The 22,551-nt window shown below is 49.2% G+C and carries 23 protein-coding genes; 22 read left to right on the top strand and 1 reads right to left on the bottom strand.

What is annotated here, in order from left to right; translation table 11 throughout:
• The first annotated feature begins 103 nt into the window (after nucleotides 1-103).
• From folD to recN, 7 genes are all read left to right on the top strand, one after another.
• Nucleotides 104-955 carry a bifunctional methylenetetrahydrofolate dehydrogenase/methenyltetrahydrofolate cyclohydrolase FolD gene (folD, locus tag EL173_RS08590; RefSeq protein ID WP_005684395.1) on the top strand — a complete coding sequence of 284 codons (852 nt, stop codon included), beginning with the start codon at nucleotides 104-106 and terminating at the stop codon, nucleotides 953-955.
• Nucleotides 948-2,297 (top strand): exodeoxyribonuclease VII large subunit, encoded by a 1,350-nt coding sequence (xseA, locus tag EL173_RS08585; RefSeq protein ID WP_015764495.1) that lies wholly within the window; start codon nucleotides 948-950, stop codon nucleotides 2,295-2,297. The genes folD and xseA overlap by 8 nt, the downstream gene beginning before the upstream one ends.
• A complete protein-coding gene (locus EL173_RS08580; protein WP_005684391.1) occupies nucleotides 2,290-2,517 on the top strand; it encodes an exodeoxyribonuclease VII small subunit in 228 nt (75 codons plus the stop codon). Before xseA ends, EL173_RS08580 begins: the two co-directional genes overlap by 8 nt.
• Nucleotides 2,514-3,365: a polyprenyl synthetase family protein gene (locus EL173_RS08575; protein ID WP_005689670.1), complete on the top strand. Its 852-nt coding sequence runs from the start codon at nucleotides 2,514-2,516 to the stop codon at nucleotides 3,363-3,365. The genes EL173_RS08580 and EL173_RS08575 overlap by 4 nt, the downstream gene beginning before the upstream one ends.
• On the top strand, nucleotides 3,362-4,192 hold the full coding sequence (locus EL173_RS08570; protein ID WP_005689668.1) for a TlyA family RNA methyltransferase: 831 nt from the start codon (nucleotides 3,362-3,364) through the stop codon (nucleotides 4,190-4,192). The genes EL173_RS08575 and EL173_RS08570 overlap by 4 nt, the downstream gene beginning before the upstream one ends.
• A 103-nt stretch (nucleotides 4,193-4,295) precedes the next feature.
• Nucleotides 4,296-4,748, top strand: a complete 453-nt coding sequence (locus EL173_RS08565) for an arginine repressor (RefSeq protein ID WP_005684386.1) — start codon at nucleotides 4,296-4,298, stop codon at nucleotides 4,746-4,748.
• 4 nt (nucleotides 4,749-4,752) lie between these two features.
• Nucleotides 4,753-6,456, top strand: coding sequence for a DNA repair protein RecN (gene recN / locus EL173_RS08560; protein WP_005689667.1), 1,704 nt, complete (start codon nucleotides 4,753-4,755; stop codon nucleotides 6,454-6,456).
• 144 nt (nucleotides 6,457-6,600) lie between these two features.
• Here recN and EL173_RS08555 read toward each other — a convergent pair whose 3' ends face one another.
• The gene (locus tag EL173_RS08555) at nucleotides 6,601-6,903 is read right to left on the bottom strand and encodes a hypothetical protein (protein ID WP_005684384.1); all 303 of its coding nucleotides are present in this window, start codon (nucleotides 6,901-6,903) and stop codon (nucleotides 6,601-6,603) included.
• A 127-nt stretch (nucleotides 6,904-7,030) separates the two neighbouring features.
• Here EL173_RS08555 and EL173_RS08550 point away from each other — a divergent pair, with 127 nt between their 5' ends.
• The 15 genes from EL173_RS08550 (at nucleotide 7,031) to EL173_RS08480 (ending at nucleotide 22,521) form a co-directional block, all read left to right on the top strand.
• Complete coding sequence (locus EL173_RS08550) at nucleotides 7,031-7,714, top strand: patatin-like phospholipase family protein (RefSeq protein WP_014571375.1); 684 nt, start codon at nucleotides 7,031-7,033, stop codon at nucleotides 7,712-7,714.
• Between the two features lie 66 nt (nucleotides 7,715-7,780).
• Nucleotides 7,781-8,407 (top strand): guanylate kinase, encoded by a 627-nt coding sequence (gene gmk, locus EL173_RS08545; protein WP_005684381.1) that lies wholly within the window; start codon nucleotides 7,781-7,783, stop codon nucleotides 8,405-8,407.
• A gap of 58 nt (nucleotides 8,408-8,465) precedes the next feature.
• Nucleotides 8,466-8,708: a DNA-directed RNA polymerase subunit omega gene (rpoZ, locus tag EL173_RS08540; RefSeq protein ID WP_005684379.1), complete on the top strand. Its 243-nt coding sequence runs from the start codon at nucleotides 8,466-8,468 to the stop codon at nucleotides 8,706-8,708.
• 189 nt (nucleotides 8,709-8,897) lie between these two features.
• The gene (gene coaBC, locus EL173_RS08535; protein WP_014571374.1) at nucleotides 8,898-10,097 is read left to right on the top strand and encodes a bifunctional phosphopantothenoylcysteine decarboxylase/phosphopantothenate--cysteine ligase CoaBC; all 1,200 of its coding nucleotides are present in this window, start codon (nucleotides 8,898-8,900) and stop codon (nucleotides 10,095-10,097) included.
• 4 nt (nucleotides 10,098-10,101) lie between these two features.
• The gene (gene priA, locus EL173_RS08530; protein ID WP_005689662.1) at nucleotides 10,102-12,519 is read left to right on the top strand and encodes a primosomal protein N'; all 2,418 of its coding nucleotides are present in this window, start codon (nucleotides 10,102-10,104) and stop codon (nucleotides 12,517-12,519) included.
• A gap of 58 nt (nucleotides 12,520-12,577) precedes the next feature.
• Nucleotides 12,578-13,534 carry a methionyl-tRNA formyltransferase gene (fmt, locus tag EL173_RS08525; RefSeq protein ID WP_014571373.1) on the top strand — a complete coding sequence of 319 codons (957 nt, stop codon included), beginning with the start codon at nucleotides 12,578-12,580 and terminating at the stop codon, nucleotides 13,532-13,534.
• Entirely contained in the window at nucleotides 13,521-14,861 is a 1,341-nt protein-coding gene (gene rsmB, locus EL173_RS08520; RefSeq protein WP_005689660.1) for a 16S rRNA (cytosine(967)-C(5))-methyltransferase RsmB, read from the top strand. The genes fmt and rsmB overlap by 14 nt, the downstream gene beginning before the upstream one ends.
• Nucleotides 14,862-14,870: 9 nt before the next feature.
• Nucleotides 14,871-15,614, top strand: a complete 744-nt coding sequence (locus EL173_RS08515) for a Stp1/IreP family PP2C-type Ser/Thr phosphatase (RefSeq protein WP_005689659.1) — start codon at nucleotides 14,871-14,873, stop codon at nucleotides 15,612-15,614.
• Nucleotides 15,611-17,611 (top strand): Stk1 family PASTA domain-containing Ser/Thr kinase, encoded by a 2,001-nt coding sequence (gene pknB / locus EL173_RS08510; protein ID WP_015764492.1) that lies wholly within the window; start codon nucleotides 15,611-15,613, stop codon nucleotides 17,609-17,611. The genes EL173_RS08515 and pknB overlap by 4 nt, the downstream gene beginning before the upstream one ends.
• Nucleotides 17,608-18,513 (top strand): ribosome small subunit-dependent GTPase A, encoded by a 906-nt coding sequence (gene rsgA, locus EL173_RS08505; RefSeq protein WP_005689657.1) that lies wholly within the window; start codon nucleotides 17,608-17,610, stop codon nucleotides 18,511-18,513. Before pknB ends, rsgA begins: the two co-directional genes overlap by 4 nt.
• 27 nt (nucleotides 18,514-18,540) lie before the next feature.
• Nucleotides 18,541-19,191 (top strand): ribulose-phosphate 3-epimerase, encoded by a 651-nt coding sequence (gene rpe, locus EL173_RS08500; RefSeq protein WP_005689656.1) that lies wholly within the window; start codon nucleotides 18,541-18,543, stop codon nucleotides 19,189-19,191.
• On the top strand, nucleotides 19,188-19,856 hold the full coding sequence (locus tag EL173_RS08495; RefSeq protein ID WP_005689654.1) for a thiamine diphosphokinase: 669 nt from the start codon (nucleotides 19,188-19,190) through the stop codon (nucleotides 19,854-19,856). The genes rpe and EL173_RS08495 overlap by 4 nt, the downstream gene beginning before the upstream one ends.
• Nucleotides 19,857-20,010: 154 nt before the next feature.
• Nucleotides 20,011-20,196: a 50S ribosomal protein L28 gene (gene rpmB / locus EL173_RS08490; protein WP_005684367.1), complete on the top strand. Its 186-nt coding sequence runs from the start codon at nucleotides 20,011-20,013 to the stop codon at nucleotides 20,194-20,196.
• A gap of 225 nt (nucleotides 20,197-20,421) precedes the next feature.
• Nucleotides 20,422-20,784, top strand: coding sequence for an Asp23/Gls24 family envelope stress response protein (locus tag EL173_RS08485; protein WP_005684366.1), 363 nt, complete (start codon nucleotides 20,422-20,424; stop codon nucleotides 20,782-20,784).
• A 60-nt stretch (nucleotides 20,785-20,844) separates the two neighbouring features.
• Entirely contained in the window at nucleotides 20,845-22,521 is a 1,677-nt protein-coding gene (locus EL173_RS08480) for a DAK2 domain-containing protein (protein ID WP_005689652.1), read from the top strand.
• The last annotated feature ends 30 nt before the right edge of the window (nucleotides 22,522-22,551 follow it).

Genomic DNA, 22,551 nt, shown 5'->3' with positions numbered 1-22,551 from the left:
TACTTTGACCGGTTTTAATTTATCCGCGAATCGTTAACGATCAAGGTAACAAACAACATTGGGCGCCTGCTGCGAGCAGCGTCAAAAATGAGGAGTGGTTTTTGTGGCAACGCGATTAGATGGCCGGGTAGTGTCAAAGAAAATACTTGGTGAACTTAAACAGACGGTAGCAAAATTGGCACAACAAGACGTCACGCCTACGTTGGCCGTTGTTTTAGTTGGTTCGGATCCTGCTAGCGAAGTCTATGTTCGTAACAAACAGCGGCGGGCTGAAGAAATTGGCGTTCGCTCGTTGATGTATCGATTGCCAGAAGACACTTCTCAGATGACATTGTTAGCTAAGGTGGCCGAGTTGAATCAGGATCCTGATGTGGATGCTATTTTGGTACAGCTTCCGTTACCTGCTGGCTTAGACGAACGCGCGGTTATTGATGCGATTGATCCTAATAAAGATGTTGATGGCTTTAGTCCGGTTAGTGTCGGACGGTTGTGGACGAATGAGCCAACCGTTGTGGCCTCAACTCCTTATGGCATTATGGCGCTGTTGGATGCTTATGATATTGATGTTGCCGGGCAGCGGGTTGTCATTGTCGGGCGCTCGAATATTGTGGGACGGCCACTGGCTGGATTAATGGTTAATCATGATGCGACGGTTACCATCGCTCACAGCAAAACCCGAAACCTCAAACAGTTGACGCGGGAAGCGGATATTTTAGTGGTTGCTGTCGGACGGCCACATTTTATCGGCGCTGATGCCGTCAAACCCGGCGCAACGGTGATTGACGTGGGAATTTCGCGCGGTGCCGATGGAAAACTGCATGGGGATGTTGACGATGATACGGTCGCACCGATTGCAGGCGCCTTGACCCCAGTACCCGGTGGCGTGGGGCCGATGACGATTGCATCGCTCATGGCCCAAACGGTGGCTTTGGCGAAGAGGCGGTTACATGGTTGAGACAAGTCAATATTTAACCGTTACCGCACTGACGCAGTATTTAAAAAGAAAATTCGATGCCGATCCGTATTTAGCCAAAGTTTATCTGACCGGTGAAATTTCCAACTACCGCAAACGCGTGGGCAATCAATATTTTTCACTCAAAGATGATCATGCCAAAATCGGGGCTCTCATGTTTCGTAACGCATTCAGCAAACTTCAATTTAACCTTGAAGAAGGCATGAAGGTGTTGGTGGTTGGCCGTGTTAGCCTGTATGAACCCAGTGGCGAGTATCGACTGATTGTGGAGCGATTAGAGCCGGATGGCGTTGGTGCCTTGTACCAGGCGTTTGAACAATTAAAGAAAAAACTGGCTGCGGAAGGGTTATTTGAACGCCATCAGCGGCCACTGCCACTTTTCCCTCAACGCGTGGCGGTGGTGACCAGCCCAAGTGGCGCGGTTATTCAAGATATTATCACCACTGTGGCCCGGCGATACCCGATATTGCAGTTGATCTTATTTCCGGCTATCGTGCAAGGGGATCAGGCGGCCGATTCGATTGTGAAACAGTTGAACCGGATTAAGACAATGTCCGGATTTGATGCGGTGATCATTGGTCGTGGCGGCGGGTCAATTGAAGATTTATGGCCGTTCAATGAAGAAAAGGTAGCGCGGGCACTAGCTGAGATGCCAATGCCGATTGTGAGCTCGGTTGGTCACGAAACCGACACAACGATTGCGGACTTTGTGGCTGATCGCCGCGCTGCTACCCCGACCGCAGCTGCAGAAATTGTTACGCCAGTCACGTTGGTGGATGCCTTGAATCGCATCTCAGAAGATCAGGTGCGACTGGTAAACGCCATGCATAACCGCTTGAAAAATGCAGCAACACGCTTACAACGATCCGCTCAAAGCGTTGTCTTAACCCAACCGGATCGGCTTTACGATCAATATGTTCAGCGTGTCGATCAACTACGGCAACGGCTCCAGCAGAGTATCAACAATCAGTTACGCGAAAATGAGCATCGGTTAGCAATGGCGACTGCCCAACTGGATGGTCGGCAGTTGCTGGTAAAAGTCGCCAACCTGCAGCGACAGCAGGTGGATGATCGGCGTCGGCTGGATCGGGCAATGATCGCACTTGTGACCGCTAAGCATCAAGCGGTGGCCAATGCGGCACTTGGTTTGGATCATTTAAGTCCGTTGAAAATATTGGGCCGCGGCTTTGCGTTTGTCACCGATGATGCAGGGAAAATGTTGAAAACGACCGCGGATTATCAAGTGGATGCCGCGATTCATATTCACGTTGCGGATGGGCAAATTGGCGCTCGCGTGACGACAAAGGAGAATAAACATGGCTGAACCAACGTTTGAAGAAAAACTCGCACAACTTGAAGGCATTGTGAATCAATTAGAACAAGGCGATGTACCGCTTGAAAAAGCCCTAGATCAATTTAAAGTCGGGGTCAAATTGAGTCAGGAACTCGAAAAAACGCTGAAATCAGCAGAAAAGACGGTGACGGAAATGGTGAGCGATGATGGTACCACCCAACCATTTCAGCCCAAAGAAGGCCAACAATGAGTCCAACGCTAACCGACTGGCAAACAGCAATTAATCATGCTTTAGACGAACAACTGGCAACTGTGGCCAATCCTCATTTGCGTGCGGCGATGGCTTATTCGGTTGATGCAGGCGGCAAGCGGTTGCGGCCGTTGCTGTTATTGAGCATCGTTGCTATGTATGATGGCGTGGTTGCCGAAGCATTACCCGCTGCAACCGCACTTGAATTTGTGCACACCTATTCATTGATTCACGATGATTTACCGGCCATGGATAATGATGATCTTCGCCGCGGTCAGCCCACGAATCACAAGCAATTTGGCGAAGCGCTCGCGATTTTGGCTGGGGATGCGTTGTTAACTGACGCATTTGCTATCTTAAGCCAGCACTATCCGGAAAAAGGCGCTGCACTTGTTCAAATCCTGGCAGAAGCGGCCGGCAGTTCAGGAATGGTTGCAGGCCAGGTACTTGATATGGATGGCGAGCAAACGCAATATGACCTAGCAACTCTCAAACAGATGCATCAGGCTAAAACCGGCGCGCTGATCCAGGCCGGTGTGGCAATGGGTAGTTTGTTTGTCGCGATTCCCGAAGCCGATCAAGTTGCCTTAGCCGATTTTGCGGCTGCTTTTGGTCTGGGTTTTCAAATCAAAGATGATATCAATGATGTGACTAAAACCACCGCGGAATTAGGTAAAACCGCCGATAAGGATGTGGCCGAACACAAAAATACATTTCCCGAACTGCTGGGATTAGCCGGTGCCAAACAAGCATTGGCGACCCAGTTTCAGCAAGCCACTGCTGCGTTAAACAGCCTGACCGTTGATGCAGCCGACTTAAAATCGATTTTGGCGGTGTTACAAGCATGACAAAAGTAAAAAAAGAACGGGTCGATGTACTGCTTGTGGAGCAAGGCTTATTTGAGTCACGCGAACAGGCCAAGCGTTCGGTGATGGCTGGCGAAGTCTATGATCAGAACAATCAACGTTTGGATAAGCCGGGGGTCAAAATCCCCGGCGATGCCATTTTGCATGTGAAAGGCAAAAAAATGCCGTATGTAAGTCGTGGTGGGCTTAAACTGGCTAAAGCACTGAAAGTATTTGCGCTTGATTTGACGGGTAAAACCGTACTTGACATTGGCGCATCAACTGGCGGCTTTACCGATGTTGCTTTACAAAATGGTGCCAAGATGAGCTATGCCTTGGATGTCGGCTATAATCAACTGGCTTGGAAGCTTCGTGAGGATCCGCGCGTGAAAGTGATGGAACGGGTGAATTTTCGTTATAGCAAGCCTGAAGATTTTACCGATGGCCCCGTGGAATTTGCCATGACCGATGTTAGTTTTATTTCGTTGAAACTCATTTTGCCGCCGCTAAAAGCCATCTTAATGCCGCACGGTCACGCGGTGGCACTCATTAAGCCGCAATTTGAAGCCGGGCCTGCGCATGTTGGGAAGCATGGCATTGTCCGCGATCCTCAGGTTCATCGGGATGTGTTGAAGATGATCGTCAACTTTGCCAGTGCCACCGGCTATAACGTTTTAGGGTTGGCGTACAGTCCAATCAAAGGCGGCGAAGGCAATATTGAATTTTTAATTCATTTGCAAAATGCTGACCAAACCCCTGGAGAAATCGCACCAACTGTTGATATCGAGCGAACCCTTAGTGATGCTTATGCTGCATTAAAACGCCCTTAATTGAATATTTATGCAAAAATTTGGTAAGCCTAGTGCGTCTGCGCTATGCTATGGGTAAAGCATTTTTTCACGTTAAAAATGCATTCATGACAGAGGTGAGCACATGCGAAAGCGCGAACGACAAGCGACAATTCAACGCTTAATTCAAAGTGAGCCGATAGAACGGCAGGAAGATTTGGTGGCCCGTTTGACCGAGATGAAAATTCCGGTCACTCAGGCGACGATTTCCCGGGATATTAAAGAAATGCAATTGGTTAAGATTCCGGCAGGTGAAGGACATTATCGCTACAGTATGCCCGCGGAAAAGCAGCTGCCCGCTACGGATAAACTGCGGCGGACATTGGTTACCGCGATGAAGTGGGGCGAAGCAATGGATAATTTTGTCCATTTGGCGCTTTTGCCAGGGACGGCAGCCGCGGTTGAGACGCTGATCGAACAATTGGACGACCGGCGAATTTTTGCGACGATTAGCGGGGATGCATCCATTCTCATTATTTGTCGCTCGGCACAGTATGCAACCGATGTATTGGCGGAACTTGAGGCCATGGTGGGGTGAAAAGATGTTACAGGAGTTAGCAATTCATGATTTTGCCATCATTGATAACTTGGCGTTGAGCTTTCAGTCAGGGATGACGGCGCTCACTGGTGAGACCGGGGCCGGCAAGTCAATTATTATTGATGCGGTGGGTTTGTTGGCTGGTGGGCGCGGATCGGTTGATTTCATCCGAACCGGGGCATCCAAGGCAAGCTTGGAAGGTTTGTTTGACGCGCAGGCAAATCCATTGACGGAAGCCAAACTCCAGGCTTTCGGGGTGATGGATCCGGACCAAAACGACACCGTCTTGTTACAGCGCGAATTATTCCGCAGCGGCCGGAACGTTTGTCGCGTTAACGGTCATCTGGTCAACACCGCCACCTTGAAAGCGATTGGCGAAACGTTGGTGGATATTCACGGCCAGAATGAACATCAGCAGCTGATGCATTCGGAAACGCATCTAGGTTTATTGGATGCCTTTGCCGGTGATGATCTGCTGAAAATTCGCCACCAATATGCAGAAGTTTATCAAAATTATCAGCGTACCTTACAAGCAGTGAAGCAAAAACAGGCAAATGAACAGGAATGGGCGCAACGACTGGATATGTTGAAATTCCAGGTGAGCGAAATTCAAAGCGCCGATCTGCAACCGCATGAAGATACTGATTTAAGTACCGAACGCGATCGGTTGGCAAACTTTCAAAGAATCAATGCTGCTTTGCAAGAAAGCTATGCCTTGTTGAGTGATGAGGAAGTCAATGCACTTGATCAAATTGGTCAAGCAATGTCGAGTATGCAAAGCATTGCCGATTTGGATCCGGATTTTGCGGCAATTGCCGACAACTTGCAGAGTGCGTATTATAGTTTGCAAGATGTCCAAAATGATTTATCGAAAGAACTCGATGATCAGGAATTTGACGAAGGCCGCCTAGATGAAGTCGAAAAACGGCTCGACTTATTTAATCAGCTCAAACGCAAATACGGCGAAACCCTTGATGAAGTGATCGCTTATGGCAAACGGGCAGCGGCGGAATTGAATCAGATGGAACAAGCCGAAACATCGGTTGAAGATCTAGACAGCAACCTAAAAGAATCTCAAGCCCAGCTTCAGAAACTCGGTGCGGCACTTTCAAAACGCCGGCACGCTGCTGCCAAACAACTGACCAAAGCGATCCACGAGCAGCTGGCGTCACTGTACATGGATAAAACGGTTTTTTCGGTTCATTTTACTAAGGCCAAAGATTTTCGGGCAGACGGGTTAGACGAAGCGGTCTTTTATATTCAGACTAATCCGGGTGAAGAAGCCAAGCCGTTAGCCAAAATTGCGTCAGGTGGGGAATTATCGCGGCTGATGCTTGCGATGAAAACCATTTTTGCGCGCTCGGAAGGGGTCACGGCGATCATTTTCGATGAGGTTGATACCGGCGTTTCCGGACGGGTTGCGCAAGCGATTGCCAATAAAATTAGCTTAATCGCCAAAAGGTCGCAGGTGTTGTGTATTACGCACCTGCCGCAAGTGGCTGCCATGGCCGATCATGAGTATGTCATCAGCAAGGCGGTTCATGACGGTCGGACAACGACCCAAGTCAATAAACTAACCCATAAAGCGCGGGTAGAGGAAATTGCGCGGATGCTGGCCGGCGAAAAAATCACTAAGCTGACGATTGAACATGCCGAAGAACTATTAAGAATGGCCGATGAGTTTAAACATGGCAAAGTGTCATCGTAGTCAGGTGAACTGGTGACGGTATTGAATGCGCCAAAAATTCAATGTTCGTAGATTTTTTCCGGCATAACAAAAAGCGATTCAAGGAGACATCGGTCTTACTTGAATCGCTTTTTGCTTGGTCACAGGAGCCGTATTCAGAAAAAGCTATTTGAATCGTTTAATATAATTGACACTGGTGCTGGTCATGATGCGGAAAATGTTGCTGTGGTATCCTTTAACCAGGAAGCGTTTTTCACCAAGTGGTCGGACAATGTGGCCCACAAATGGCGCGGTTTCATGGTTAAAATACAGTGCAATTTGGTAATGTCGTTGCATCGCCTGATCAATGAAAAGATCCACTTGATGGGCGGGCATTTGCATCGTGGGTGCTGCCAGATCGAATAATTCCCGGTATGAAGCTACAAGGTGATGGGTCACATTTTGCAGTGCTGACGATTTATTTTCCATGATCGCGCCTCCGAACGTTTGTTTGTAACTTCATTATACGAACATGTGTTCAAACTTGCAACTACTTTTTGAAATTTATTCGACCTGTAACAACGGCAAGCTCGTGACAGAATTGGAGGTGGCAAAGTTGGTATTGGCAGTTGTTTTTGGTGGCGGGGCGGCGCATGGTGCTTATCAAGCCGGTGTCTGGAGCGTGCTGGGTCCGCGACTGGTGCCTGCGTTTGTCATCGGTTCTTCAATCGGTGCCATTAACGCTGCTGCTACGGTTCACATGGCGCCGCAACAACTGGCGCATTGGTGGCAGTCTTTGACCAGCTTAAAGACGCGGGGACCGATCTTTGCCAGACGTAACTTTGTCCCATTACTTGAGCAGATGTTGCGGTCGCCAAAACGCGATCAACGGGCGGTTTTAGCCGTCACCACGCGCTTACCCGACTTACGTGCCCATGTGACGCGCATAGATGGACTTTCGGTTGCTGATGCCAGAGAGTGGTTGTTAGCCTCCAGCGCAATGCCGGGGATTTTTACACCGATTGACCGGCATGGCACCAGTTTTGTTGATGGTGGCGTGGTTAATGATCTGCCCGTTGACATTGCAAGAGATATTGGCGCTGATTTTGTTGTGGCCATCAGTGGCACGGGGATTGGCCGGATCGGGTCTGATCACGGCGATGTTTATCTGAAACCTAGTCAGCCACTGCCTCGTCTCTTCAACTTTCGTCCCGCAGCGATTGCCGAAATGATGGCCTTGGGGAAAAAAGATGCCGAGATGACCTTACGCCATATGACGTTTTCATTACCGCGGTCTTGAAGCAGTTGAAATCGGCGGTGAAAAAGTGCAAAATGTTTAGTAATACTTAACGAAAGAGGTTCACACATGCACGAACGGGGAATGCTGATTGTTTTGTCTGGTCCCAGCGGCGTAGGCAAAGGAACGGTCCGACAAGCCATGCTTGAAGGCAACTACCGGGATTTTCAATATTCTATTTCAATGACGACGCGCCAAATGCGTCCTGGCGAGGTTGATGGCGTTGATTATTACTTCAGAACCAAAGCACAGTTTGAGCACGAAATCGCGACAGGTGGTATGCTTGAGTATGCGAAGTATGTCGACAACTACTACGGTACGCCACTGAAATACGTTAATGAAACGCTTGAGTCCGGGCGTGATGTGTTACTTGAGATCGAAGTCAATGGTGCAATGCAGGTGCGCAAGAAGTGTCCCAATGGGGTGTTTATCTTCCTGACGCCACCGGATTTAAGTGAATTACGCCATCGATTGAAAGGTCGCGGTACGGATGACGACGAGACCATCGATAAGCGCATTCGCAAGGCGGCTTCCGAAATTACCATGATGGAAAATTATGATTATGCCGTGGTTAACGACAAAGTGGATTTGGCCGTCAAGCGGATTGAGCGCATCATCGAAAGTGAACATTTACGTGTTCCGCGTGTCATTGACCGCTACAAAGGTATGTTGGCGAGTGCCGATTTAGCTAGATAATAGAGCGCCAACTTGCGACTTGGCAAATTGGCGATTATGAAAAAAGGAGTCTCATCACATGATTATTTATCCTTCAATTGACAAGTTATTGGAAAAGGTGCCCTCACGTTATTCACTTGCTGTTTTGGCAGCCAAGCGTGCACATGAACTTGAAGCGGGCGATTTGAAAATGTTATCCGATTATAAATCAGATAAGAGTGTCGGCAAAGCGCTTGAAGAAATTGCTGCTGGCGACGTGATTATTGATCCAAAATCAAAGATGCTTGAACGGGATGCCGAAAAACTCGATCACAAAGATTAAGGATTAAAAGACAAACCATTGAAGTAAGGGGCAACGGTAAGCAGAACAACCGGTTGCTCTTTTTTTATGGCAATATTTTTGGGACCATTAATGGATATGCGTTTGCCGAGTTGGTTTAATCGCCATGACCGGAAACTTGGCTCACGTTTGCTATAATAAAGCTACTACGAAATGTAAGAGGGGTGCCTCATGAAAAAGCAACATATTGCCTTGTTTGTTACTGGCGGGATTGCGGCATATAAAATACCACTGTTGGTGCGCGCGTTAGTCAAAGCCGGGTATGACGTCCGAGTTGCGATGACGGCCAGTGCGCAGAAGTTCGTGACTCCTGAAACGTTGGCCATTGTTAGTAAACATGCTGTGTTGACGGACGGACATGAGTTTGATCATCCGGAACACGTGGCGCATGTTGCTTTAGCACACTGGGCGGATTTGGGGGTCGTTGTGCCGGCAACCGCCAATACCTTGGCAAAGCTAGCGGCCGGTTTAGCTGACAACGTTGTTACCACGACGCTGCTAGCAATGACTGCCCCTAAATTAATGGTCCCGGCTATGAACGATCAAATGTGGCAAAATCCACAAACGCAGCGTAATATTGCGCGGCTGATTAGCAGACAAGGCTATCGTCTGCTGCCACCTGCTACCGGACAATTGGCTGAGGGTTATACCGGAGTCGGACGGATGCCTGAACCGGATCAGATTGCGCTGTTTCTTGAAAACCTTGCCGAGCCGCGGTTAAAAGGCCGGCGTATCATTGTCTCGGCCGGTGGGACAAAAGAACGACTAGATCCGGTGCGCTATTTAACGAATGACTCATCAGGTAAAATGGGCACCGCCATTGCCAACGCCGCGGCTGGTGCTGGTGCAGCGGTGACTTTAGTGACCACTAGAGAGCTGCCTGTTGTCCCTGGGGTGACCGTGAAGCCGGTGACCAGTGCCCAATCAATGGCCGATGCAATTTTGGCGGATTTTCCGGATGCCGATGCAGTTATTATGGCGGCGGCGGTTGCAGATTATCGCGCGCCGACGATTAGCGACCACAAAATAAAAAAAGTCGATGCTAACAGCGGCTTGACGTTGACCTTGGTCCAGAATCCGGATATTCTGGCGACATTGGGGCAAAAGAAAACCCATCAGGTAGTCATCGGTTTTGCCGCAGAAACCAATGATTTGTTAGCCAATGCCCAAACCAAACTGACGAAAAAAAAGGCCGACATGATCGTTGCCAATCCAGTCGATGCGACCCATGGGTTTAATGCCGATACGGATACGGTCACTTTTTTGCGGCCTGATCAGCCACCGGTGACGCTGCCGGAAATGACGAAGCAAAAAGTCGCCGTGGCTTTAATTGAGCAATTAACAAGGATGTTACCGAAACAAAAGGGGTGAGCGCTTGGCAACCATTGCCAAAGTGATTGTGGATGTTCCGACCATGCAAACAGACCGGCCATTTGATTATCTTGTGCCACCACGACTCGATGGCGCGCTTCAACCCGGGATGCGTGTTTGGGTTCAGTTTGGAAAAGGAGCGCGGAAAGTCAGCGGGATGGTTGTCGCACTTTCCGATCAAAGCGAGTATGCCGGTGAACTCAAGCCGCTGCTGGATGTTTTAGATCCCGCGCCGGTCTTGAATCAGGAAATGCTGGCGCTATCGAAATGGCTGGCAGAAACCACTTATTCTTTTTGGATTGCCTGCATGCAAACCATGTTACCAACCATGTTAAAAATTGATGCGGTTAAAATTGCCGAACCGATTGCATTGTCGGCTGAGGAGCAAGCCCGCTATTTTGGTCAGGCGGATAGCGTCGCCTTCAACACGCTTTCTGATGAGGATCAGGTTGCTTTGATGAAACTGGCACAGGCTGAAAAAGTGGCCATTTCTTACGTTAAAAAAGATCGCGCCCGGGTTAAACAGGTTTTCTACCTCATTCCCCAATTGTCAGCTGAGCAAGTTGCCGCAGAAAAGCAACAAACACGCAAAAATGCCGTGAAACAATTGCAATTGCTTGACCTGATCGGAACCTGGGCGGCCAAACATGAACGACCATTGCTGACGGATGTGGAACATCACACTAAGTTAACAAAAGCAACGATTAATCAGGCCGCGGCGAAAGGCTGGTTGAAATTAGAAGCCCATGAAACCTACCGCGATCCTTATCCGCAACTTCGGCATCAACCGTTAACGCAACCCTTACCATTAACGGCCGATCAAAAAAAGATTGTGGACACGATCAATCAAGCCGTGAAAGCAAAAGAGCCGAAAACTTTCTTACTTGAAGGGGTGACGGGATCAGGTAAAACCGAAGTCTATCTACAGGTGATTGCGCAGGTGCTGGCGGCGGGGCAAACCGCGCTCATGCTGGTGCCCGAAATTGCTTTGACGCCCCAGATGGTTGATCGGGTTAAGGGACGCTTCGGGATGCATGTTGCCGTCATGCATTCCGGCCTGTCTGATGGCGAAAAATATGATGAATGGCGACGCATTGCCCGTGGCGAGGCGCAAGTGGTTGTCGGTGCGCGTTCAGCTGCGTTTGCACCGCTCAGGCATATCGGCGTGTTCATCATGGACGAGGAACACGAAACCAGCTATAAGCAGGATTCGGTACCGCGTTACCATGCTCGCGATGTCTTACTGAAGCGCGCACAGATTCATCACGCGCCGGTTGTATTAGGATCGGCCACGCCATCGTTGGAATCCCGTGCGCGGGCGGAAAAAGGCGTATACACGCTTTTACGTTTGCCGCAGCGGATTAACGATCAGCCATTGCCACCGGTGCACATTGTCGATATGCGTGAAGCGTTTGCGCAGGGGGCTCAAGAAGACTTTTCGGCGCCGTTGTTAGATGCGTTGAAGGTGCGTCTGGAGCGGCATGAACAAAGCGTCTTGCTGCTAAATCGGCGCGGATACTCCAGTTTTGTAATGTGTCGCGATTGCGGTTACGTTGCAAAGTGTCCTAACTGTGACATCAGTCTAACGTTGCACATGGATACGCACACGCTAAAATGTCACTACTGCGGCCATGAAGAAGCAATTCCGCATCGCTGTCCGCAGTGTGGATCGGACAAGATTCGCTATTATGGCACCGGCACCCAAAAAGTCGAGGCCCAATTGCAGACGTTACTCCCAAACGCACGCATTTTACGTATGGATGTTGATACCACGCGGCGAAAAGGGGGACATGCCCGAATTTTGAATGCATTTGGCGCTCATCAAGCCGATATTTTACTCGGCACTCAGATGATTGCTAAAGGGTTGGACTTTCCTGATGTCACTTTGGTTGGCGTCATTAATGCCGATACGTCACTGGGATTACCGGACTTCCGAGCCAGTGAAAAGACGTTCCAATTGCTGACTCAGGTAAGTGGCCGAGCTGGGCGGGCCGATAAACCCGGCGAAGTGTTTGTGCAGACGTTTAATCCGGATCATTACGCCATTCAGTACGCCAAACGTCAGGATTACGAAGGCTTCTTTCGCCAGGAGATGGCGGTGCGCCACCAAGGCAACTATCCACCATATTTCTTTTCAACTAAGATTGGAGTTAGTCATCCAGATGAAACGCAGGCAGCGAAGGCAATTTTTTCCTTGGCCAAAGAACTGCGCGCACAGTTGTCTGATCAGGTAATCATGCTTGGACCAACGCCCGGACCGATTGCACGCTTGAAGAATCGCTATATTTATCAGATCGTTTTAAAATATAAACATGAACCGGCCTTAGCCAAAACCTTGCAACATATTCTTGAAGAAACGCAACAAAGCAGCCGGCAAGGATTTCAGGTAACCATTGATCCCGAACCGCTATCATTTGTTTGAAGTTGTTGTCAACGAAGGGTATCACGCATCATATCGAATCGATCGTTTGGAGGAAAACATGACTTCAGTAATTTTTCTAGGAACACCTGATTTTGCCGTCCCGATCCTTGAAGGCCTCATTGCCCAGCATTATGACGTGGTGGCAGTGATGACGCAGCCGGATCGTAAAGTCGGCCGTAAGCAGAAACTGGCCGCAAGCCCGGTCAAGCAAGCAGCTGTCGCTCATAACATTCCGGTTTTACAGCCAGAAAAGCTTAGCGGCAGTCCTGAGCTGGCGCAGGCGATTGCCTTAGCGCCGGATCTTATTGTGACGGCGGCGTACGGGCAATTTTTGCCGACCAAATTTTTACAAGCAGCCAAAATTGCTGCTGTGAATGTCCATGGTTCGTTGCTGCCGAAGTATCGCGGTGGGGCACCGATTCAGTACAGCATTATCAACGGGGATGCTGAAACCGGCGTCACCATTATCGAAATGGTTAAGAAGATGGATGCTGGCGATATGTTTGCGCAGGCGAAGTTGCCGTTAACCCGCCAAGACGATACTGGCACTGTGTTTGCAAAGTTATCTTTATTGGGCCGTGATTTGTTATTGGCAACCTTGCCGAAGATTATTGACCAAACCGCCATCCGTACACCACAGGATCCCGAGAAAGTCACGTTTGCCCCGACCATCACCAAAGAGCAGGAGCACCTTGATATTCACTTGTCGGCGCGAGCATTGGATCAATGGGTACGTGGTTTGCGGCCAGAAGTCGGCGGGTATGTTTATATGAACGGCCAACGAACCAAGCTTTGGGCCATCACACCATTAACTGCGACCACAAACTTGCCTGCTGGCAGCGTGGTCGCACGCAGCAAGCATCAACTCGTCATCGCGGCGGGCAAACAGAGTACCTTTCAAATTGATGAGCTCCAGCCAGCCGGGAAAAGCAAACAGCATATTGCGGACTATTTGAACGGCCCTGGCCGCGATTTAACCGTGGGACAGCAGGTGATCACCGATGACCCCGAATAATCCGCGACTGTTAGCCGTTCAAACCTTAACCCGCGTCATGGGTAAAGGCGGCTATTCCAACCTGACGCTCGATCACGTGATCACCAAATATCAGCTGGATTCGCGTGACGCCGGTTTACTGACAAACATTGTCTATGGCGTGATTCAGCACCAATTGACGCTGGATTATCTTTTGGCGCCGTTTGTTAAAACACGACAATTAGATACTTGGGTGCGTTGTCTGTTGCAGACGTCAGTGTATCAGCTGCAGTATTTAGATAAGGTGCCGGCACGAGCGGTTTTCTTTGACAGTACGGAAATCGCTAAAAAATTAGGCCATCAAGGGGTGGCTAAATTTGTGACCGGTGTTTTACGGCAGGCACAGCGCAGTGGTTACCCCGATCCGATGACAATTGCTGATCCGATTCAACGCTTGGCGATTACCAGCAGTACGCCGGTTTGGCTGGTAAAAAAGCTGCAAGCACAGCTAGGCGAGACAAAGACCGCCAAGATTCTAGCAGCCATTAACCAGCCGGCCCATGCTTCGATTCGCGTCAACACAACGAAAACAACGGCGGCAGCTTTGTTGAAGGCGTTGCAGCCTCAATTTCCAGCGTTAAAAGAAAGTCCGCTCACGCCAGTTGGCCTAGTTGCGCCGGGCGGTCATTTAGCTGGCACCCGGGAATTTGCGGACGGTCTGTATACCATGCAGGATGAAAGCTCGATGCTTGTGGCGCCGAGTCTGGATGTACAACCAGGCGATCAGGTTCTTGATGCGTGTGCAGCTCCTGGCGGCAAAACCACGCACATTGCCCAGTATCTGGATCCTGACCAAGGCGGGCGGGTCACTGCCTTGGATCTGCACGCCAATAAAGTCCGCTTGATTCAACAAAATGCTAAGCGGTTAGACCTTGATGATCGCGTGGCGGCACAGGTGATGGATGCGCGTCAGGTTGCGGCTAACTTTGCTGCTGAGTCTTTCGATAAAATTTTAGTAGATGCACCTTGTTCCGGGTTAGGGCTCATTCGGCGTAAACCCGAGATCAAGTACACAAAACAGCCTGAAGACTTGCAACACCTGCAAAAAATTCAGTTGGCGATTCTCGATAGTGTTGCACCTACTTTAAAAATCGGTGGCCGCTTGACGTATAGTACATGTACAATGGTAAAAGAGGAAAATCAGGATGTGGTGGCCCACTTCTTAGCAACGCATCCCGAGTTCGAACAGGTACCTGTTTTGACGCTAAAACCACTTGCCAAAACGCATGGCGCACCAGCTTTGCAATTATTTCCCGACGATTATGATACCGATGGCTTTTTCATCGCCAGTCTGATTCGCCGTAAATGAGGGGTATGTATGGAGTTTGCTTATCGCACCGATATTGGTCGGCGCCGGCCAAATAACCAGGATTATGTTGGCATCTTTAAGAATCAGTCTGAGGCCACGCTTGCTTTAGTGGCTGATGGAATGGGAGGCCATCGCGGCGGGGACGTGGCGAGTGAAATGGCCGTCTCCCATCTCGGCTATGCTTTTGAAAAAACCGACACTGCCGAGATTGAGTCCATCGTCCGCTGGCTTATTTTTGAGTTGCAGCAGGAAAATGACATGATTCTGCAAAAGGCTAAACAATATACTGACTTATCTGGTATGGGTACAACGGTTGTAGCAGTGATCATTAGCGGTACCCGTTTTGTCGTTGCCAATATCGGGGATTCGCGCGGGTATTTATATCGCAACGGGCATCTGGTTCAGATTACCGAGGATCATAGTTTGGTTAACGAATTGGTCAAACATGGTGAATTAACCCCTGAAGAAGCCAAACGTTTTCCCCAACGCAACGTGATCACCCGTTCGCTGGGAGTTAGCAGCGATGTTGACGCAGATGTGACAATTTATGATATGGAATTTGATGATTATTTGCTGCTGTGCTCGGATGGGTTAACGAATATGGTCGATAATGAAGCCATTGCGGCAGTTTTACGTCAGGATATGCCAATTGGAAGCAAGGCCCAGGAGCTAATTCTACGGGCTAATGCTGCCGGGGGTCCGGACAATATCACTGCTTTGATCATTCATCAGGATCGGAGGGAACCGTCATGATCGAGCCGGGGACGATTTTAAATGAACGCTATAAGCTCATCAAAACGTTAGGCGAAGGCGGTATGGCCAACGTTTATTTGGCACGCGATCTGATCCTTGACCGTGATGTTGCGGTCAAAGTTTTACGGCTTGATCTTCAAAATGACCCGGATACGGTGCGCCGATTTCAGCGTGAAGCCATGGCGACAAGTGAATTGGTCCATCCCAATATTGTGTCGATTTATGATGTGGGTGAAAGTCACGGCCAGCAGTTTTTGGTGATGGAGTATGTCAAAGGCTCTGATTTGAAACACTATATCGTTGAACACTTCCCGATTCCTTATCAACGCGTTGTCGATATGATGGAACAGATCTTGTCAGCCGTTCAGACCGCGCATGACCACAATATTATCCATCGTGATTTAAAACCGCAAAATATTTTGATTGATCCGGATGGTAACGCCAAGATTACCGATTTTGGCATTGCGGTAGCGTTATCGGAAAATTCAATGACGATGACCAACTCTCTGTTAGGCTCTGTCCATTACTTATCACCGGAGCAGGCACGCGGCAGTATGCCCACACGGCAAAGCGATATTTATGCACTTGGTATTATTTTATTTGAAATGTTAACCGGTTCGGTGCCGTTTGAAGGCGACTCGGCGGTTTCGATTGCGTTGAAACATTTTCAAGAAGAAATTCCATCCGTGCGCGCTTTTGATCCCCATATTCCTCAGGCACTGGAGAATGTTGTTTTTAAAGCCACGGCGAAGAATCCGGCTAATCGGTATACAAGTGCCGATGCCATGGCAAGCGATCTCAGCACGGCACTCAGTCCTGCCCGGGCTCACGAAGCCAAGTATGTGATTCCAAAAGATGATTTGGATGAGACGCGCATTGTACCGGTCATTCCCAACGGCCCCAAGCCACCGCATGATGATGACGATCACGCAAACCAACCTGCTGAACACCACTCACCAGATGGCCAGGCTAAGAAGAAACGACGGCGATGGTTGATGATCGGCCTGAGCGCCTTGATCGTGATGTTAATACTGGTAGGAATTGGATTGGTGACGGCCAATCAAAAAGCCGATGTGACGGTACCTGATTTGCGCGGGATGACCAAGACGCAAGCCAAAACGGCACTAACCAGTTCGCGATTGAAGGTCGGAAAGTATCGCTATACTTACTCAACCAAAGTCGATAGGGATCTGGTTATAGACTCTAGTCCTAAGCGGCAGGTCAGTGTCAAAGAAGGATCGGCGGTTGATCTGATACTGAGTCGCGGACAGCCGCGCATTACCTTGGATAATTATGTCGGTCAGGATTATACGGATGCAAAATCCGATTTGCAAAAACGCGGTGTTACCGTCAAGGAAAAAGTGGTTCGAACAAATTCGGTCGCAGCCGGAAAAATCACGGCACAAAGCATTAAACCCGGCAAAAAAGTCATTGCAAGTAAAACCACGATTACGTTTGATGTTGCAGAGCCGATTAAGAAAGTCAATACGGCCTTTGCACTGCGGGATCTTACCGGTTATACGGAAAAGAGTCTGCGTGACTACGCAAATGAGGTCGGACTTAAGATTGTGATTGCTCAGAGTCATTCCGACACCGTTGATACCGGCATGGTAATTAGCCAGAATCCGGCTGCTGGCACGCAGGTTCACGCAGGCGATACGGTCAATGTGACGATTTCTCAAGGCCCGGATCCTGATGAACTCAAAACCGTTACCAAAACCATTTCAATTCCTTATCAGGCGCCAGCATCATCTAGCACAACCAGTGGCAGCGGAAGCAGTAGTGGCAGTGCTAGCAGCAGTGGACCGACGCCAAACGGGGTTCAGGTGTTCATCGGCGATAAGACACATAACATTGACTCGGTTGACAAGACGTTTAATATTACCGCGGATAATCAGGTCACCATTACCTTGCAAGTCAACAAGACGTATCCGGGTAGTTATCGGGTGGTACGAGATGGCACCGTTGTCGCACAGGAGTACAATATTACACAATGAGTGAAGAATTAACCGGAAGAATTATCAAACAAATCAGCGGGTATTATGATCTTGCAGTTGATGGTGCAATTTATCGCACTCGTGGTCGCGGAAGCCTGCGGAATGACAAGATCACGCCACTAGTTGGCGATTTTGCCGTATTTCAGCCGGGTCAAGGTGATGATGAAGGCTATTTGTTGCGGCTGCTGCCACGGCACAATGCGTTGGTGCGCCCACCAGTAGCCAATGTGGATCAGGCTTTGTTGATTGTCTCAGCCGTTGAACCGGATTTTTCGTTGAATCTGCTCGATCGGTTTTTGGTTTATCTGGAAGGGCATGCGATTCATGCCGAAATTTACCTCACCAAAACCGACTTGGCGCCTGATCGGCTGTTGAAGCAAATTGAAGAAGCTTTAGCCGGTTATCAGGCTATTGGATATGCGGTTTTCATGCCCGAAGCAGCCTTTGATCCTGCCACGTTGAATCAAGTTCAGGCTAGTTTTGCTGACAAGCTGACTATTTTTACGGGTCAAACCGGTGCAGGGAAGTCGACCTTGATCAATCATTTGGTGCCGGGGTTGGATTTGGCTACCGGAACCATTAGTCGGGCGTTAAATCGCGGTAAGCATACCACGCGCACAACCGATCTATATCCGATTCATGGCGGGCTAGTTGCTGACACGCCGGGGTTTTCCTCACTCGGTTTGTTGGACGTGACGCTTGATGACTTGCGGGATCGCTTTCCTGAATTTGTTGCCTTGGCCCCGCACTGTAAATTCCGGGGCTGTCAGCATGTCAGCGAGCCGCAATGTGCCGTCAAAGCCGCATTGGATGCCGGAAAGATCATGGCCAGTCGCTATGAAAATTATTTACAGTTTCGAGAAGAATTAAGTGGCAAGCGCCCAGTGTATAAGAAAAAGTAGTTCATCTTTTAAAATGGAGGGATTCTCATGAAAATTGCCCCGTCGATTCTAAGCGCCGACTTTGCTCATTTAGCCCGTGATGTTGAAAAAGTGGAGCAGGCAGGTGCCGACTTGCTGCATGTTGATGTTATGGACGGTCATTTTGTCGCTAATCTGACATTTGGTCCATTAGTCGTGCAGGCATTACGCCCGGTTACCAACTTACCGTTAGAGGTTCATCTAATGGTCAGTGATCCAGCAGCGTGGGCGCCTGCCTTTGCCGAAGCCGGAGCCGATACGATTTTGGTGCATGAGGAAGCGACTGATCACTTATATGGCGTTCTTCAGCATATCGCAGCGACCGGGGTTCGTGCGGGGGTCGTGGTGAATCCGGGCACGCCTTTAAGCAGTTTGGAAGAAGTTTTACCGCTTGTCGATCAGGTATTGGTCATGACCGTTAATCCGGGATTTGGCGGCCAGAAGTTTTTGACTGCCATGGTGGATAAAGTTGCCCGATTGCATCAATTGCGCCAGGATCGCGGGTTGCATTTTGATATTGAAGTAGACGGCGGCATTAATGCCAAAACCGTGAAAGCTGCAGCAGATGCGGGGACCGATATTTTTGTGGCCGGTTCATACGTCTTTAGTGCCAGTGATGTCGGTGCGGCCATCTCGTCTTTACGTGAGGCGGTTCAATGACAACTATCAATATCATGGCTGGCGGCCCGCATGATGATTTACCGACTGACTGGCAACAGTTGCTGGGGGTATGGATTGGCGTCGATCGGGGAACCTTGCATCTTGTTGAAGCGGGCATTCAGCCGGATCTGGCAGTTGGCGATTTTGACTCATTAACCTTGAGCGAGTTACGCGACGTCCGTGAACACGTCAAGAAAATTCAGCAAGTCCCTTCAGAAAAAGATGATACCGACACAGAGCTCGCCGTCAAAGCTGCTTTACAATGTTTTTCGACTGGTGACGTGATCATACTGGGGGCAACCGGTGGGCGACTGGATCATTTCTTGTCCAATTTGTTTTTGCCGCTCCAGTCGCGATTTCTACCCGCGATTGAACGCATTCACCTTTTGGATGTGCAGAATCGGGTCGATTACTATGCCCCGGGTGTCCATGAAATTCAACCGCTGCCAGGTTATCGCTATGTGGCAGTTGTCAATTTAACCCCTATCACCGACTTGACGATTACTGGCGCCAAGTACCCGTTAAAGGCGTGGGACAATGCTTCGCCATTTTCGTGGGCTTCCAATGAATTTGTCGGGACTAAACCATTTACGGTGAGCTGGACAAAGGGTGTCGTTGCGATTGTCTATAGCCGCGATCGCCGCGGACAAAAAGTCGATAATTAACGCGGTAAGGTCGGAAAAAAGAGCAGATTGAGCTGTTGTTTTAAGCCTGTCAAGTATTTTTACTTTGCAAAACTTCTTGCATTCACCGCGGGCCTATGATAAGTTAGTTGAGTGAAAAATTCGAGGGTGACCTTGAAAAAAAGGAGGTCATATTGTGGCTAAAGATGTTATTACTGGTCGTCATACCACGTTTGGCAACAAGCGTTCTCACGCTTTGAATTCAAGCCGGCGCCAATGGAAAGCCAACCTGCACAAGGTTCGGATCCTTGTTGATGGTAAACCAAAGCGGGTATGGGTTTCTGCACGTGCCCTTAAATCAGGTAAAGTGACCCGGGTTTGATCCCATAACGATTAAAAAGATCCTGACAATGAATGTGATGCATCCTTCATTGTCAGGATCTTTTTGTGTCAGGTCATCAGGGAAGCAATGACAGGCAGCATGATTAGCTTAGTCGACCGTGGTTTCGAATCGTGCGCGCTTTTAATGACTTCTTCCCTATGCTAAACTATCTGTTAGAATTGTATGCGGTGAAAATAGCATCGTGAATGGCTAGGAGGATACAGCATGGCGGTCAAGATCAAAACCAAATATGGGATTATCGACATTTCCAATAGTGTCATTGCAACAGTGGTTGGCGGTGCGGCAACGTCAATCTATGGCATTGTCGGGATGGCCAGTCGTAACCAGATCCGGGATAATCTCAATGATATTTTGAAGCGCGAGAATTATGCGCGCGGTGTTGTGGTACGCCAAACCGACAATGGCGTGAAAATCGAAGTGAATATCATTGTCAGTTATGGCACCAAAATATCCGAAGTTTGCCGAAATGTCCAAGACAAAGTAAAATACAACCTCGAAACGATGTTGGGGGTCACAACCGATGAAGTGACCGTCATCGTCCAAGGCGTCAAGGTATTAGGCGACTGACGTTAACGCACCGTTTTGCGACGGTGATCAGATAATGAAGTTCTTCGAGGAGGATGTTTCGTGGCAGTAACCGAAATTACGGCGACTAAATTCCAGGACATGATCCGGGTAGCCGCACATCGTATTAATAAAAATGCTGAATTTGTGAATTCACTAAACGTTTTTCCGGTTCCGGATGGTGATACCGGAACTAACATGAATCTGACTTTTCAGACCGGTGCCAAAGCAGTATTGGAGTCAAATGAAGACGCTGTCGGTGCGCTGGCTAAACGTCTCGGGAAAGGCTTGCTGATGGGTGCTCGTGGTAATTCGGGCGTGATCAGTTCGCAGCTTTTCCGAGGATTCGCCAAAAGCGTTGAAGGTAAGAAGAATCTGAGCGCACAGGATTTGGCCGATGCTTTTGCCCACGGGGTGGAGACTGCCTACAAAGCGGTCATGAAGCCGGTCGAAGGCACGATCTTGACGGTTGCGCGTGAAGCAGCCAAAGCGGGGCTGAAGGCGGCTAACGGCTCGGACGATGCTTTAGTCGTGATGACCGCGGTGGTTAAAGGCGCCAAACGTGCTTTAGCCAAAACTCCCGATCTTCTTGCGGTATTAAAAGAAGTCGGGGTGGTTGATTCAGGCGGTCAAGGATTGGTTTTCATTTATGAAGGTTTCCGTGAAGGCTTGTCCGGTGAAATCAGTTCAGATGTACATGATGTGACCGATGAAGAAATGACGGAAATGATCAACGCCGTGCATCATCAAAGCGCTCAGACCCAACTTGATCCGGCTGATATCGTGTACGGCTACTGTACCGAAATGATGGTCGAGCTAGGTCATGGCGATCAGTTTAAACACTTTGATTACGAACCATTCCGTAATTACCTGAATACTTTGGGTGATTCAACGCTGGTCGTGGCCGATGAAGAAGTCGTTAAAGTGCATGTCCATACCGAACATCCAGGAACGGTTTTTCGATACGGGCAACAGTTTGGCGATCTGTTAAAGATCAAAGTCGATAACATGCGTTTGCAACAAGAAAGTATCATCGAACGTGAAGGGGCTTTGGATGCTAAGGCCGATACGCAACCGTTAGCTGAAATGGGCGTGGTTGCCATTGCAGCCGGACAGGGGCTTGGTGAGCTATTCAAGAGTTTAGGCGTCACGTATGTGCTTAACGGTGGTCAGACAATGAATCCAAGCACCAATGATATTTTGGATGCGGTCAAGTCAGCCCATGCCAAGCATGTTATCGTGCTACCGAATAACGGTAATATTTTCATGGCCGCTGAAGCCGCAGCCAAGGCCGCCACAGATGTTGAAGTGGCCGTTGTCAAAAGTAAGACGATTAACCAAGGCATGACCGCGATGCTTGGCTATAATCCGGATGCCGATTTGGCGACGAATCAAAGTGAAATGACCGCGCAATTGCCAAATGTTGTCAGTGGTTCCATCACCCAGGCTATTCGGGATACGACCATCAATGGACTTGCTATTAAGAACCACGACTGGATGGGTATCATTGACGGAACGATCAGTGTGACCGATCAGAATCGTGAAGTTGCGGCGATTGCGATGGTGAATAAGATGATTAACGCTGACAGTGAAATCGTCACCATTATTGTTGGGGCAGATGCCAGCCAAAGCGAAGCCAAAGCAATTGCGGCTGCGGTGGGCGATCAGCACCCAGACCTTGAATTTGAAATTCATCAAGGGGATCAACCGGTTTATCCTTATTTTGTTTCGGTTGAATAAAGCGTTTGCCTCACTTGTCAAGGTGTCCCG

This window comes from Lacticaseibacillus rhamnosus (genome assembly GCF_900636965.1).
In the GTDB taxonomy this organism is placed as follows: Bacteria; Bacillota; Bacilli; order Lactobacillales; family Lactobacillaceae; genus Lacticaseibacillus; species Lacticaseibacillus rhamnosus.
The sequence above is the reverse complement of the archived record's forward strand: the minus strand, read 5'-3'. Positions and strand labels throughout refer to the sequence as shown.

Bases quoted from the DNA above. Each gene is read 5' to 3' on its own strand.
- xseA (WP_015764495.1), top strand. From the start codon at position 948: ATGGTTGAGACAAGTCAATATTTAACCGTTACCGCACTGACGCAGTAT.
- EL173_RS08580 (WP_005684391.1), top strand. From the start codon at position 2,290: ATGGCTGAACCAACGTTTGAAGAAAAACTCGCACAACTTGAAGGCATT.
- EL173_RS08575 (WP_005689670.1), top strand. From the start codon at position 2,514: ATGAGTCCAACGCTAACCGACTGGCAAACAGCAATTAATCATGCTTTA.
- EL173_RS08570 (WP_005689668.1), top strand. From the start codon at position 3,362: ATGACAAAAGTAAAAAAAGAACGGGTCGATGTACTGCTTGTGGAGCAA.
- EL173_RS08565 (WP_005684386.1), top strand. From the start codon at position 4,296: ATGCGAAAGCGCGAACGACAAGCGACAATTCAACGCTTAATTCAAAGT.
- recN (WP_005689667.1), top strand. From the start codon at position 4,753: ATGTTACAGGAGTTAGCAATTCATGATTTTGCCATCATTGATAACTTG.
- EL173_RS08555 (WP_005684384.1), bottom strand. From the start codon at position 6,903: ATGGAAAATAAATCGTCAGCACTGCAAAATGTGACCCATCACCTTGTA.
- gmk (WP_005684381.1), top strand. From the start codon at position 7,781: ATGCACGAACGGGGAATGCTGATTGTTTTGTCTGGTCCCAGCGGCGTA.
- rpoZ (WP_005684379.1), top strand. From the start codon at position 8,466: ATGATTATTTATCCTTCAATTGACAAGTTATTGGAAAAGGTGCCCTCA.
- coaBC (WP_014571374.1), top strand. From the start codon at position 8,898: ATGAAAAAGCAACATATTGCCTTGTTTGTTACTGGCGGGATTGCGGCA.
- fmt (WP_014571373.1), top strand. From the start codon at position 12,578: ATGACTTCAGTAATTTTTCTAGGAACACCTGATTTTGCCGTCCCGATC.
- rsmB (WP_005689660.1), top strand. From the start codon at position 13,521: ATGACCCCGAATAATCCGCGACTGTTAGCCGTTCAAACCTTAACCCGC.
- EL173_RS08515 (WP_005689659.1), top strand. From the start codon at position 14,871: ATGGAGTTTGCTTATCGCACCGATATTGGTCGGCGCCGGCCAAATAAC.
- pknB (WP_015764492.1), top strand. From the start codon at position 15,611: ATGATCGAGCCGGGGACGATTTTAAATGAACGCTATAAGCTCATCAAA.
- rsgA (WP_005689657.1), top strand. From the start codon at position 17,608: ATGAGTGAAGAATTAACCGGAAGAATTATCAAACAAATCAGCGGGTAT.
- rpe (WP_005689656.1), top strand. From the start codon at position 18,541: ATGAAAATTGCCCCGTCGATTCTAAGCGCCGACTTTGCTCATTTAGCC.
- EL173_RS08495 (WP_005689654.1), top strand. From the start codon at position 19,188: ATGACAACTATCAATATCATGGCTGGCGGCCCGCATGATGATTTACCG.
- EL173_RS08485 (WP_005684366.1), top strand. From the start codon at position 20,422: ATGGCGGTCAAGATCAAAACCAAATATGGGATTATCGACATTTCCAAT.